The organism is Oceanobacillus sp. CF4.6, from assembly GCF_051262635.1.
Lineage (GTDB): Bacteria > Bacillota > Bacilli > Bacillales > Amphibacillaceae > Oceanobacillus.
The window spans coordinates 605,024-619,263 of the sequence record NZ_JBIMEX010000002.1 but is presented as its reverse complement, the minus strand read 5'-3'; the positions used below and the strand labels follow the sequence as shown (position 1 = coordinate 619,263).

The following is a 14,240-nucleotide window of genomic DNA, read 5'->3' as shown; positions in this document are numbered from 1 at the left end:
TACAGCACATTAATATACTATTGATGTAACAACAATACGTGACAAATGTGCAGATTTTAAACGCTGAACCAGATGAACTTCTATTGTTCTAATTGTATGCAGCTTTTACTCTCTTTAAGCTAAAAGAAAGTCATATTTGATGTTCCAATTTTGGAAGTTACCGTTGTAATTATGATATTCGCACAACGTGGTAAATATCATGAAATTCCGCTAATTCATTACACGGACTGGTACATCTGTTCATAAGCTACAAATGAAAGTAAAAATCTTATTCGGAGGTGTTTGCAATCATGCAAGCAGAAAATTTAACCGGGGGTCAGGAACTCCTATGTATTAACACAGAGAAAGTATATGATTGGGTGCTTAACGAGGCAACATTTGATTTGAGTTTGGCTGACTTGGAATTGCCAGATAGCCCCATTACTGGCGCGCCATTAGAGTGTGACGATATTGATATTGATACGGTTACTTGTACAGTTGCTCCTGTTGATTTTGAAATTTTAGATCGAGTGGATCAGACATTTGTTATCGATGGCACACAGGTAACACTACAACTGGTGAACATTCGCAAAATCTTTGAAGTAACCATTTTTGTAGACTTAATACCAGCACTTGGAGGGGCGACTGTAGAAGTCGGTACTGCAGAATTCACGCGTTGTGAACAAGTGATTCTTTGTGCACCAGAAGATACAGATGTTACTGTAGCATACACAGATTTAGATTGCTTTGTTTGTACAGCTACTTGTGATACTACAACAACAGGGACTCCTGATGAACTTGATGTGACAGTTTCTGTTCGTCTATGCCAAAGTATTCAATCAACTTTTGATGTAACACTTGAGATTGTCGCTGATTTCTGTCAACCAAGGGATGTACTTCCAATCCCTCCATGCCCTGCACCAACGATTCCACCTCAATGCCCAGTAATTTTCCCAAATGATAATAACGGTACTACCGCTTAAGTTTTCATCATATGTATTAAAGAGAGGGATACTCCTCTCTTTTATTTTATTTGGAGGTGACTTATTTAATGAATAGAGCGGATGATGTACGTGATAAAATTGCTGAATGGCAAGAAATGAACACCTCATATCTGAAGGAAATAAAATCATTGGTAACGGAAATGAAAGCATGGAGGAATTTTCAAGTTATCTGCTATTTTACATATTCCCTAAATATCTTACATGAACGGGGGCACGAAAATTTGAGCCTTGGTTCTTTTCACGTTCAGAATTTAGGCACAAAACCATTTAAAAATCCCTACATTTGTATAAAAGTATCCCCAGAATCCCCTTTCGATTTTTCTGGAAAATATTTTTATAAGGACTCCAAGCAAAAAATGAGATTAACAAATGCATGGGAGCGAATGAATGATCCTTTGGATAAACAGGAATATTGGCTAAAGCCGACGGGAAAACAGGTGCTTAACCCTGATGAAACAATCTCTTTTTCAAATTTTCAAGTGAAATGGATTTCGGAATCTTCCTATGCAGGTAGCATTATGGGGTTTACTTATGGGGATGAGGTTAGTGAAGGAATTAGCGCTCTCAACCAAATCAATGTTAGTGGTACATTAGTCGAGGAGGATGAGGATGAGGATGAGTAATAACGAAAACAACCAAGAGCAGCAACTACTAATTAAACAATTGGTTCGTGATTATCTAGAGGAAAACATAGAAGGAGTAAAGAATGAAGATCTGAAAAAGGATAATAGTTTCGTTTTTTTAGAAAATAAAACACTCCATATGATGATCACTTTTATGCTCACGCATTTAAATAATCATCCGTCTCCAGATGTTAGGAAGGTTGGTGCCGAATCATCTGTTCTTGAAGAAATTTCACCTTATCTTGACGCTATGATTGAGGATAATAAGCTGGCTTTTGAAGAAGTCATTACTATTTTAAAGGAAAACTAAGCATTTCTCCTATTGGAAAATAGATATTCAAATTTATAGGAGGTTTTGATAAAAGTGGCGACTGACAAAAGGTGGTTGTACTTACCGGTGGAAGTAAAGGTAAGGGAATTGGATGCCAAATTACTCTTGGCATATTATGCAGTGAGGGAAGGCTACCATATAGTTATAGGTGAACATAAGATGGTCGAATTAGCATCAGAAGTGTATCCTAAAGGTATTTTCTTTTCAAAAGGATATCCTCATCGTTTCAGACGAAGGATTATAACGAATGCAAAAGTTAATGGCCATATGGTAGTTGAATTGGATGAGGAGGGATTAATCTTAACTGATAAAACCCAATATGTACGTGAAAGAATGAAAGCGGATATGCTTGATTTAGTAACGCAGGAATATTGTTGGGGCATTTTTCAAAAAGAAGCCATTGCTGAAGCTTATCCAGATTATAATCAAAAGTGCCATATTGTAGGTAATCCACGGTTTGATCTACTAAAACCAAAGTTCAATTTGCTATATAAAGAGGATGTTGAACGGATAAAAAGCAATTATGGTATGTTTATTTTAATCAATACGAGATTTTCAGAATATAACTTCTTAAACGGAAAAAAGACAGAAAGTATGGTTTCCATGTATATGAAGAAATTATATGATCATTTTTTGGAAATGACCAAAGCTGCGAGTGGAAAATTCCCTGCTATCAATTTTGTCATTAGGCCACATCCAAGCGAAAACATTGCCTCTTACCGAAAAGCATTTTCCTTCTATAATAATGTACATGTGATTCACGAAGGAAATATTATAAAGTGGCTTATGGCTGCTGAAGTAGTCATACACAATGGGTGCACATCAAGTATTGAAGCCTTTCTGCTTGAAAAACCAATCATATCCTATATACCGATTACCTCGAAGGTGTATGATATGGAGCTCACGAATAAATTGGGAATTAAGGCAACAACTATAGAAGAAGTTAATACCACATTAGAAAATATGTTAAGTAATCCTCTTGAAAAGAGTGATTATAATGAGCAAATCGAACAAAGCAAAAAATCTTTATCCCGCTATTATGGATCCTCGGGTAGTAATTTTTCCTATGAAAACATCATGCGTTTATTAAACACCATTTCATTATCTCCGGTACCTAGAACATTTTCTCCGTCCGTAAAAAAATTCTATTTAAAAGAAAATAAAAGCGTAAAACATTACTTCTCTTCACTATCAAAAGGAGAAATACAAGATTTCTTTAGGAAATTAGATAAGTTAGAGATAACAAGCAATCGGGTTGTTATAAAGAATTTAGGGAAAAATCTGTTTAGTATTCAAGCAAAATGATTTGATTGAGAAGGTTGATATGTAAGCGTCAGATAATCCTTACCTGATCAGGTAGGGTTATTTGTCGTGTACATTTATAGGACAATAATTCCGAAAATCAACTTTCCATTAAAACGATGCAGCTAATCCTAAAAAGAATTACAGCGTTATTCAATTAAACTAAGTTGTCCAACTTAGTATTTTAGAATTGGCTCATTTTTGTCTATATCCTGTACAAGTCCACTCTCAATTCTTCGTCTTCTCGAATCTTCTTACCTCTAAATTGACGACTTTTAATCACCCAAATGTAAGAAAAATACAATTATTGGGTTAGAGTCTTTGTCTAATGTTCCTGTTCTGAATATATATAATAGGACACTGTGCAAGGGAATACAATTTGCTTTCAGTAAGCGAATATTTAAATAAAGAAGGTAGGAACTGATGTGTATTTTAGTAAAAAGAAGCTATTAGTTATCGGAGGTACCGGAACCATAGGAAAGAATATCGTGCAAACGATCATGAAAGAAAATCCTGAAGTTATCAGGATATTCAGCCGAGATGAGTATAAACAGCATCAGTTGCAAACTGAATTAGGAAGCAGCGATAAATTACGTTTTATAATTGGTGATATTCGTGATTATGATAGTTTGTTTGCTGCTATGCAAGATATTGATTATGTATTGCATTTAGCTGCGATGAAGCATGTTGATTTGTGTGAATACAATCCTTATGAAGCTATAAAAACGAATGTTCAGGGCACTAATAATGTAATTAAAGCTGCAATTTCACAAAACGTAAAAAAAGTAGTATTTACTAGTTCGGATAAAGCTATTTATCCTACTAATACGTATGGAGCGACAAAACTTATTGCAGAACGATTAATTTCTTCCACTAAATATAGCAAAACCGGGAGACAAACGGTTTTCGCAAGTGTTCGTTTTGGTAATGTCATGGGATCAAGAGGTTCTGTAATACCTTTGTTTAAAGAGCGAATTCTTAAAGACAAAAAAATCACAGTTACAGATAAAAGCATGACACGTTTTATGATGTCATTGAATCAGGCCACACAGTTGACAATAAAGGTTCTGAAGGAAGCAAAGGGGGGAGAGGTTTTTGTATTAAAAATGCCTGTTATTAAACTAGGGGATTTAGCGGATATTTTAATAGAAGAAACATGTAAAAAACACAAAATGAAAAGCGACGAAATAAATGTTGAAGTAATGGGGTTACGACCAGGTGAAAAGATGTATGAAGAATTGATGACGTATGATGAATCCAGAGAGGCTTGGGAATTACAGGATATGTATATTATTCCGGGAACTGAGGATGTAAGATACAACAATGCAAAAAAGTGCAATTATGGAACATACAGTTCTATGAATCAGGCGCCATTAAACGTTAATGAGCTACGTACATTACTAAAGGAAGAGGAGCTAATCTAAATATAAGTAAAGGAGGTTAAGAAATCTCATGAATACTTTTTTGAAGAATTACTGGTCTTTATACCTTGATTTTCTCAATGATTTTGAAAAACTGAATTATAAAGGATTTTCATTACCGTATTTATGTCATTTACCTAGCTTTATTATAAATAATGAACCAATTTGGGGAGAATTACAGGATAATAAGTTTGCTAGGAAGTTAAAAAATCAGGTTAAAGATCAAAGAGAATTTCAAGAGTCGTTTAATAAGTTTGTTCAATCACACAAGAAAAAAGTGTTAGTGAAAGATAAGGATGGAAAAGTAGTAATACATGTTGACAAATTACTCCGTTTTCCACCAGCTACCATAAGCAATTATTTTGACCCTTCGAAGACCATCCAGTTAATGACAAGTGGAAAAAGCAAGGGGAATAAAGCTAAGCCGTCAATTAGTAAAAGCAAGGGGAATGAAACTAACTTAACACCTAGAAAAAAGAAGAAAAATAAAGCTGTATCTTTAAATACCATTATTATAAAAAAAGAAAATATAAAGAGGAAGAATGTTTTAAAAACCAACAAAACGGTTAATAAGTTACCCATTTATCACTTTAATAATTACGCAACGGATACAGAAAAGGCGATATCTCAGGTGCAAAATCAGGCAAGAACCATGTTCAAAACTTATAAAGATCACCACCTCTATAAGGATAAAAAATTTCAAGAATGGTTGCAAAATAACTTAGCAGTAGTTATCAATCAGATTGAAATGTCGATAAACTTTCTAAATGATGTTTCTGTCTCTTGTATAGTTGTATCAACAACGCATAGTTACAAAAGCCGCATATTAGCTCTAGTTGCAGCAAAAAAAGGAATACCTACTATTTGTATGCAGCATGGAATTATTTCGAGTGAACTGGGTTATATACCTAAGATTGCCACGATTGATGCTGTGTATGGTTATTTTGAAAGAGACTGGTTTAAAAAAGTAGGAGCTCTTGATAACTCCCTTGAAATTATTGGTCACCCTAGATTCGATCAGGTATATGCACGTCCCAAAATTACTCGGGATAAGTTCAATCGTAAATTAGGATTAGACCCAAACAGACAAACATTAATGATTGTCGTCAGAGGAGACAAAGATAATAAAAATTGGCGAAAATTAATCGAAATAATTTCCAAAAAAGTTAAGCTTAATATACTAATTAAGAACTATCCTAGTAAAACACCCCATGCTTTAACAAAAGAATTCCCATTTGTTCATTCAACGCAAGGTTATAGTATTTATGAAATATTTCCTAATGTTGATGCTGTAGTTGCTTATTCATCTACGGTAGGTCTAGAAGCAATGCTAGCAAAGAAATCCGTATTTATCTTAAAGGAGGACTTCGTCGGTTATACAGGATATTATACAGGTCTGGGAGATCTAGTTCAGGCTGAACCACGAAAATTAGGTGAACAAATAATAAAGTATTTTACAGATGCTCAGTTAAGAAGCTATGCAGAGACTAAAAGAAAAAAGTTTCTTAGCTACGCGTACCCGAGTTCCACCAAGTCTAGGGAGAGATTGAAAAATTTGATTAATAGGCTGATAAGTTAAAATAATGGTGTTAACTCTCGAAATTTCTAGAGAGAAACCAGTATAATTACTCTCCAAAAGTTCTTTATTTATTTTTGAAATAATCTAAAAATTAGTATCAACTTATTGAATTAAGTTTATTTCCCTCGTAATACATTTGGAAGAAAAGAACAACAGTCCTGGAGATCATGAAGCTGTCTAACCTGGTGAATTCCAATAGTCTATAAAATACAAAGGAGTAATCGAATGAATACAACTTCACGTAATTATTGGTCATTGTATGTAGAGTTTTTAGAAGCCTTTAAAGTTTTAAAATATAAAGGGTTCTCTATTCCCTACTTATGTCATTTTCGTAGCCTAAATCATAAAAATAACTATGTTTGGGCCCGTTTATCATCAGAAGAATTTATAAAATCTTTATCGCATGAAATCAAAGACAAAAAAACAGTGCAACAAATTTTCAGTACGTATAAACAATCGCACATAAACCGAAAAAAAAGCAAATTATTCAAGAAGGCAAGCCATGCAAATGGAAAAGTAGTTTTATATGATGCCTATAATTTGATGCGCCTTCCGAAAGAAATAATGACTAAACATTTTCCTCCTACAGACACTATTTTCCTTCAAGACTACAAGCCTAAGGAAAAGCCAAAAGTAATTAAAGGTATTCCTGTAGTAGGGATTCCCTCTCATTATTTAAATGAATATAGCGTTAATGTAAGTTCAAATATCCAAATTTTAAAAAGTAAAGCGGATGAAATTATATCCAATTATACCAATCACCCGATGTTTAATGATACAACATTCAAAGAATATTTTTATAAGCAAATAAAGGGAATAGTCAATCGTATTGAGGAAGCTAATAGGTATTTTAGAATGAATCCAGTCTCTTGCATTGTTTTTTCTTCTACGCATTATTACCAGAGTAGAACAATTGCCATGGTCGCGGCTGAGATGGGAATTCCTACGATATGTATGCAGCATGGTATTATTGGAGATGAAATTGGTTACATGCCTAAGATAGCGGATATAGATGCTGTTTATTCAAATTTTGAAGTCAACTGGTTTAAGCAATTAGGTATATCAGATCAAGCTGTAGAAGTAATCGGCCATCCGAGGTTTGATAATATTCAAAAGGATCCTTCTATCTCTAAAAATAAGCTCGAAAAACAATTAGGATTAAAACCAAATAAGAAAATAATACTAATGATTGTCAGGGGTCGAATACAAATTGAGAAATGGGAAACACTCATTAAAAATATTGAAAATATAGATAATTACAATATTATCGTTAAAGATTTTCGGTACTTGAATCCCCATCAACTGACAACAATCTCCCCGGATGTGTATCCATCTAAACACTTTCAATTATACGATTTAATTCATCATAGCGATTTAGTCGTTTCTTATATTTCTACTGTAGGATTGGAAGCTATGATTGCTAAAAAGCCAGTTTTTATTTTACCTACTTCTTTCCCTACGTATACTGGTTATTTTGATTCTTTAGGTAAATTAGTACAATCAGACCCTATAAAAGTCTCTAAAATGATTGAGGAGTATTTTAAGAATGATAAATTTAAAAAGCTAGTTGAAGAAAAACGAAAAGCATTTTTATCCCAAGCATATCCTGAAGCGAAATCTTCTGGAGAAAGGTTAGTTGGGTTAATCAGTAGGTTGGCTAATTAAGGTATAGGCGCTTCATCGGCCTATCTACCATACCGGATTAAACCTCGCTATCTTAAGTTCCACTATGGTGTGAAAAGAGAAGAATAATCAGTTTGAACAGCTTTGAACAGAATGATTGGTCCTCGTACAGTGACTTTTATAATCACTAACGGGGCCCTATTTCTTTAGTTATTCCCTATTAAGTGCTCATTATGGACAACGCCATTAAGAAATGGGAAAGCAATTAATCCATCAGTTTAGGTATTTAGGGAAGAAAAACTTTCTCTAATTATTTATCATGCAAGCTTTTATACATGACCAACAAGATCATTAAAGACTGTATATAAATAAAATCAGGAAAAGAAGATCGTTTTTAGGTTTTTACCCTCTGTCATATGCCAATACGCTTTCATCTTTTTTACATATTATATTGTATCCTGTATGAAAAGTGGAGGTATTAACGTGTCAGAAACAAAACTTAACGAAATTCATGACCATTGGGTTAAAAACAGTACTCCAATGAGATATGCGAATAAATTGGAGAGAAGCGAGTTTTTATTGAAATATGTAGAAAAGTATGTAGAGAAAAAAGGAAAGGTTCTTGAGGTTGGCTGTAACGTTGGTCGAAATCTGAATCACCTCTATGAGCATGGTTATAAAGGAATGACTGGCATTGAAATTAGTCAAGAAGCGGCTATATGCCTTCAGAAAACGTATCCAAAACTTGCGGACGATGCGGTAATTATTAATTCTCCAGTTGAGGACGTAATTAAAAAGTTCCTTCCTAATTCTTTTAACTTAGTCTTTTCGATGGCAGTTTTTGAACATATCCATCCAGATAGTGAGTGGGTTTTTAAAGAAATAGCAAGAATTACAGGGGATTATCTAATAACAGTTGAAGCAGAAGAAACTTCACGTTGGCACATTTTTGCAAGAAACTACAAGACAATCTTTGAAAACTTTGGTTTTAAACAGGTAACGGAAAGTAATTGCAAAGAAGCTGGTTTAGAACTCTATAAGCTTCGTGTATTTAAAAAAGTAAGAAAGTAACTTTTCTTAATCCCCCTATAAGGGGGGTACTTATTGAACAACGTAATAGCTGTTGGATCTGAATTGAAATTGTCATCGAAAAATCTATTGATATAGGAGGATACTATGAATACGTACGTAAAAAATTATTGGTCATTATACCTTGATTTTCTCCGTGACTTTCAAAAGTTGAACTATAAAGGATTTTCCTTATCATTTATATGTCATTTTCCTAGCTTAATTAGAAAAAATACAGAAATTTGGAAGGATTTGTATGATGAAAAATTCACAGAACGATTAAAAAACGAGGTGGAAAATCAAAAGGAAATTCAAGAAGTCTTTAATAAGTATATTCAGTCACATAAGAAAAAGCCAGTAGCTAAAAATAAACTAGGAAAAGTCGTGGTAAATTATGATACATTACTACGATTTCCAAAAAAGACATTTGACGATCATTTTGACCGTTCAAAAACAATGATCGTCATGGCAGGCAATAAAAACAATAAAAGACCATCCCCTAATGTGAATACAAAAAAAATGCTATTTAATCTTCCAGTCAACTATTTAAGTGACTATAAAATAGATACGAAAAAAGCAATACTTCAGCTGCGAACTCAGGCAAGATCCATGTTCAAATCCTATAAAGATCACCATTTATATAAGGATAAAAATTTCCAAACTTTGTTCTTGAAAAAAATAGCTGAAATAGTAAATTGTATTGAACAGTCCATTCATTTTTATGATGAAGTTCTTGTCTCTTGTTTACTTGTAGCTAGTACGCATAGTTATATAAGTCGTATTTTATTGTTAGTTGCTGCGGAAAGGGGCATACCTACTATTTGTATACAGCATGGAATCCTTGCAAATGAGTTCGGTTTTATACCGAAAATTGCTACGATTGATGCTGTATATGGCAATTATGAGCTGGATTGGTATAAGCGATTGGGTGTCTCTAAAAAATCTATTGCCATAACTGGCCATCCAAGATTTGATCAAGCATTTCAGCCTTCCACAGTAAAAAGGTCTACGTTTTATAAAAAACTAGGGCTTGATAAAAACAAAAAAGCAATATTGATTGTCGTTAGGGGGAATCGCGATATTGCTAAATGGAGAATCTTAATAGATACAATTTCTAAAAGTCTAAATTTAAATATAGTGATTAAAGACTATCCTATTAAAACTACTCACGATCTGTCAAAAGAGTTTCCATTTGTTCGTTCATCTCAAGACTACGATTTATATGACATCCTTCCAAACGTTGACGTTATCGTTTCTTATCCATCTACAGTATGCTTAGAAGCTATGCTTGTAAACAAACCGTTATTTGTATTGAATAAGAAGTTACCAAGTTATACAGGTTATTATAATGGTTTGGATGATTTGGCTCAAAAAGATCCTAAAAAGTTAGGAGAATTGGTAATAAAATATTTCACTGATCTAAACTATAAAAATAAAGTCAAAGAGAAAAGAGAAAATTTCCTTCGTGTAGCCTATCCCGATTTCAGCATGTCTGGGGAACGATTAAAAAAATTAATTAATAGGCTGATTAGGTAAAGTAAGCAGTAATAGTTACTCAGTAGAGATTTTTATATTTAATGGTCGGGTTACTGATAAATTCCTTTATCGTTGCACATAAGTAATGCCAACCATTATCTGTATGTAAATTGTGCTGAATGGTACCAGTATCAAGGACATTTTTCCCGATCTATGCATATTAAGTTGTACATGAACATATTTTGTTGTGTGTAAATATGATGTTCTTGAGAGGTTTTATGAAAGGGTGAATGTATTGAAAGTTCTTGTAACCGGCGGAGCAGGATTCATTGGAAGGTGGGTAGTCGATCGACTTTTGAATGATGGTCACCAAGTTTGGGTGCTGGATGATCTTTCAAATGGAAGAATAGAAAACCTGGATGATTTGAGAAACCAGAAAAATTTTATGGATTTTATTCAAGGAGATATAAAGGATATTCGAGTACTAAATCACTTATTTATTAAGAAATTTGATATTTGTTATCATTTAGCTGCAAGCATCAATGTACAGGACAGCATCGATCGTCCTCGGACGACTTTCAATAATGATGTCATTGGCACGTTCAATATTTTGGAGCAATGCAAAAGGAAAAATGTGAAGGTTGTATTTATGAGTACCTGTATGGTGTATGACCGTGCATCGGGTGAGGAAGGGATTAATGAAACGGATGCGATTAAACCAGCTTCTCCATATGCTGGATCAAAATTAGCTGCTGAGAATATGGTGTTATCTTACTATTATGCCTATGGTCTTCCGGCAACAGTCATTCGTCCATTTAATACGTACGGTCCCTATCAAAAAACGGGGGGAGAAGGAGGAGTCGTTGCTATATTTTTAAAAAACAAATTGGCAGGTAATTCCCTCCAGATATATGGTGATGGCACGCAAACACGTGACTTAGTTTATGTAGAAGATTGTGCCCGCTTTGTCGTGGAATCCGGCTATTCTGACAAGGTAAATGGAGAGATTGTTAATGCGGGACTTGGTCAAGATATCAGTATAAATGAGTTAGCAAAGTTAATGGTCGATGATGAAACTCGTATTAAACATATTACTCACATTCATCCACAGAGTGAAATACCAAAGTTGCTATGTGATTACAGTAAAGCTAAAACACTATTGGACTGGGAACCTAAATATAGTTTAAAGGATGGAATTAAAGAGACTGAAGAATGGATTAAATCAACGAATCTAATATAAGGGAAGGAGTAAAAGATGAAAAAAGAAGAACTAGCTCTTCATGGCGGCAATCCGATAAGAGATTCCTACTTACCATATGGTAAGCAGTGGATTGATGATGAAGATGTAAAAGCTGTCATCGATGTTTTAAAAAGTGATTTTATTACAACCGGACCAACCATTTTCAATTTTGAAAAAGAAATTGCCGAATTTGTAGGAGCGAAATATGCTGTAGCATTTTCTAGTGGAACTGCTGCATTACACGCTGCATGTTTTGCAGCTGGAATAAAGGAAAATGATGAAGTGATAACCACTTCCATGACCTTCGCAGCAAGCTCTAACTGCATTTTGTATGTCGGCGGCTCCCCTGTATTCGCAGATATAGATCCTAACACATACAACATATCCCCACAATCTATCAAATCCAATATCAATGAAAAAACAAAAGCAATTATAACTGTTGACTTTACGGGCCAACCGGCTGAATATGATGAAATTCTGTCACTAGCCAAAGATCATGGAATCATTGTCATTGATGATGCTGCGCATGCATTAGGTGCTGCCTACAAAGAAAAATACGTAGGTTCTATTGGTGATATGACCATGTTCAGCTTTCATCCTGTCAAACACATCACTACTGGTGAAGGTGGAATGATCACGACAAATAATGAAGATTATTATGAAAAGTTATTGCTGTTTAGAAGTCATGGAATAACTCGTGATTCTCTGAAACTTAAAGACCATCAGGGGCCCTGGTATTATGAAATGCAAGAACTTGGATTTAATTACCGGATGACAGATATCCAGGCAGCACTTGGGTTAAGTCAAGTGAAAAAGTTAAACACATTTCTTAATAAAAGAAGAGAATTTGCAAAAAAATATACTGAATCCTTTGCAGATGTGGATGCCATCCTAACGCCATATCAGCAATCTGACTCTAATTCTAGCTGGCATTTATATATCATACGATTAAAGCTTGAGAAATTAAATGCAGATCGTACCGAAATATTTAAAGCGTTGCAAAAGGAAAACATTGGGGTGAATGTGCATTACATTCCAGTACATTTACATCCTTTTTATCAACAATTAGGGTATGAAAAAGGATCATGTCCAAATGCGGAAAAATTATATCAAGAAATCATTACCCTCCCACTGTTTCCGAGAATGTCTGAACAAGACCTTAATGATGTGATAGCTGGAGTAAAAAAGGTGATTTCCTATTATTCTACTGACCTGAGTTGAGGAAATGAAGGTAGTAGCAATTATAAAACCGAGAGGCTTCAACTCGATTACAAGGGAAAACTCTTAAAAAAGTACTTGATAGGCAACTTTTAGTGTATCAGTTGGAACATATTAAAGAAACAGTTAATTGCGATATAATATCAAAAATAGTGTTATATATCCACTTTTTTTAGTAACGCTTAAAAGGTTTTTTCCGGATATCAATTGTTGGAAAAATTTTGGGGGTCAAAGAAGTGAAATATCTAATTTTGTCTACGTATCCTTCAACAGGATCGAGAAACTCCGGAGATGACTTACTCGGTAAAAGTTTAATAAAGCTTTTAAAAGATATTAAGGGTAAGGATGTCCAAGTAGATACCGCATATATTGCAGATACAAATTATAATGATAATTTAATACTCGATTACAGTGCCATATTAGCCCCAGCTTTAAGGCCAACTGTAATAGGCAATTCTGTTGCACCGAAGTTCCGCAATGATTATGTAAAAATGGCCGTTCGTCATAATATACCGTTTTATGCCATAGGTTCTGGATGGAGTCAATATCCTGGCACTGTTTCTCAGTCAAAAAGTCTTAAATTAGATCCAATTGAAATAGGAACCTTTAAAAAACTTTTTAACCAAAAGAGTGGTGCAAATAAAGTATCGTGTAGAGATATTTATACGGAAAACGTTTTAAAAGGTAACGGTATTTCATGTTATGGTACTACTGGAGACCTGGGGTTGTTTGATACTAATTTTTTAGGATTACCGTTTAAACATCCTAAAAAAATTAAAAATATTGCCGTTTCGATGCCGCATAATATACATCACCGTTCAAAGGCATACGAAATAGCTATGAAACTAAAAAAAAGATACTCTTGCAATGTTAAATTAGTATTTCACGGGTATTTCGGTAAGTTAGGTTCTTTATTTCCAAAAGACTGGTTAGATGGCCAGATTCAAATTATTGATCTAGCTGGAGGAGCAGAAAAACTAAATTATTATGATAAAATTGATTTACATGTTGGATTTAGACTTCATGCACATATTTGGTTTTTAAGAACTCGTAAACCTAGCTTACTTATTGCTGAAGACGGTAGAGGGACTGGACATCTTGCCACAGTTAATGGGCTAGGCTATTCAGCTGTTCCTAATTTTGTTATTAATTTGGCAGAATTTCTACCTGAACAAGTTAATGGATGGAGGAAATATTTAAGTGAAATTCCTCCTGCTGACGATGTTTATAAGATGTTAGATAACGAAATTAATTCTGGATTTGACCGAACAAAGAATTCATTAAAAATTATTGATCATTTATGGAAAGAAAAAATGAAACCATTTTTAAATACCATTGCTGAATAACTTTAGCGCCTATTTTATAGGTGCTTCAAA

Annotated in this window: 12 protein-coding genes; all 12 read left to right on the top strand. The window is 34.1% G+C overall.

Annotation, left to right across the window (positions count from 1 at the left end):
- The first annotated feature begins 290 nt into the window (after positions 1 to 290).
- The 12 genes from ACHABU_RS06640 (at position 291) to ACHABU_RS06585 (ending at position 14,210) form a co-directional block, all read left to right on the top strand.
- Positions 291 to 962, top strand: coding sequence for a hypothetical protein (locus ACHABU_RS06640; RefSeq protein ID WP_435763574.1), 672 nt, complete (start codon positions 291 to 293; stop codon positions 960 to 962).
- 68 nt (positions 963 to 1,030) lie between these two features.
- The gene (locus tag ACHABU_RS06635) at positions 1,031 to 1,606 is read left to right on the top strand and encodes a hypothetical protein (RefSeq protein ID WP_435763572.1); all 576 of its coding nucleotides are present in this window, start codon (positions 1,031 to 1,033) and stop codon (positions 1,604 to 1,606) included.
- Positions 1,599 to 1,916, top strand: a complete 318-nt coding sequence (locus tag ACHABU_RS06630; protein WP_435763570.1) for a hypothetical protein — start codon at positions 1,599 to 1,601, stop codon at positions 1,914 to 1,916. Before ACHABU_RS06635 ends, ACHABU_RS06630 begins: the two co-directional genes overlap by 8 nt.
- A 54-nt stretch (positions 1,917 to 1,970) precedes the next feature.
- On the top strand, positions 1,971 to 3,242 hold the full coding sequence (locus ACHABU_RS06625; RefSeq protein ID WP_435763568.1) for a surface carbohydrate biosynthesis protein: 1,272 nt from the start codon (positions 1,971 to 1,973) through the stop codon (positions 3,240 to 3,242).
- 422 nt (positions 3,243 to 3,664) lie between these two features.
- Positions 3,665 to 4,663 carry an SDR family NAD(P)-dependent oxidoreductase gene (locus ACHABU_RS06620; RefSeq protein WP_435763566.1) on the top strand — a complete coding sequence of 333 codons (999 nt, stop codon included), beginning with the start codon at positions 3,665 to 3,667 and terminating at the stop codon, positions 4,661 to 4,663.
- A gap of 28 nt (positions 4,664 to 4,691) precedes the next feature.
- The gene (locus tag ACHABU_RS06615; protein ID WP_435763564.1) at positions 4,692 to 6,239 is read left to right on the top strand and encodes a hypothetical protein; all 1,548 of its coding nucleotides are present in this window, start codon (positions 4,692 to 4,694) and stop codon (positions 6,237 to 6,239) included.
- Between the two features lie 225 nt (positions 6,240 to 6,464).
- Positions 6,465 to 7,904: a hypothetical protein gene (locus ACHABU_RS06610; protein ID WP_435763562.1), complete on the top strand. Its 1,440-nt coding sequence runs from the start codon at positions 6,465 to 6,467 to the stop codon at positions 7,902 to 7,904.
- A gap of 441 nt (positions 7,905 to 8,345) precedes the next feature.
- Positions 8,346 to 8,933: a class I SAM-dependent methyltransferase gene (locus ACHABU_RS06605; protein WP_435763560.1), complete on the top strand. Its 588-nt coding sequence runs from the start codon at positions 8,346 to 8,348 to the stop codon at positions 8,931 to 8,933.
- Between the two features lie 105 nt (positions 8,934 to 9,038).
- The gene (locus tag ACHABU_RS06600) at positions 9,039 to 10,466 is read left to right on the top strand and encodes a CDP-glycerol glycerophosphotransferase family protein (protein ID WP_435763558.1); all 1,428 of its coding nucleotides are present in this window, start codon (positions 9,039 to 9,041) and stop codon (positions 10,464 to 10,466) included.
- 235 nt (positions 10,467 to 10,701) lie between these two features.
- Positions 10,702 to 11,646, top strand: coding sequence for an NAD-dependent epimerase/dehydratase family protein (locus tag ACHABU_RS06595; protein WP_435763556.1), 945 nt, complete (start codon positions 10,702 to 10,704; stop codon positions 11,644 to 11,646).
- Between the two features lie 15 nt (positions 11,647 to 11,661).
- Positions 11,662 to 12,867: a UDP-4-amino-4,6-dideoxy-N-acetyl-beta-L-altrosamine transaminase gene (gene pseC, locus ACHABU_RS06590; RefSeq protein ID WP_435763554.1), complete on the top strand. Its 1,206-nt coding sequence runs from the start codon at positions 11,662 to 11,664 to the stop codon at positions 12,865 to 12,867.
- Positions 12,868 to 13,100: 233 nt separating this feature from the next.
- Positions 13,101 to 14,210, top strand: a complete 1,110-nt coding sequence (locus tag ACHABU_RS06585; RefSeq protein WP_435763552.1) for a polysaccharide pyruvyl transferase family protein — start codon at positions 13,101 to 13,103, stop codon at positions 14,208 to 14,210.
- Positions 14,211 to 14,240 lie beyond the last annotated feature (30 nt).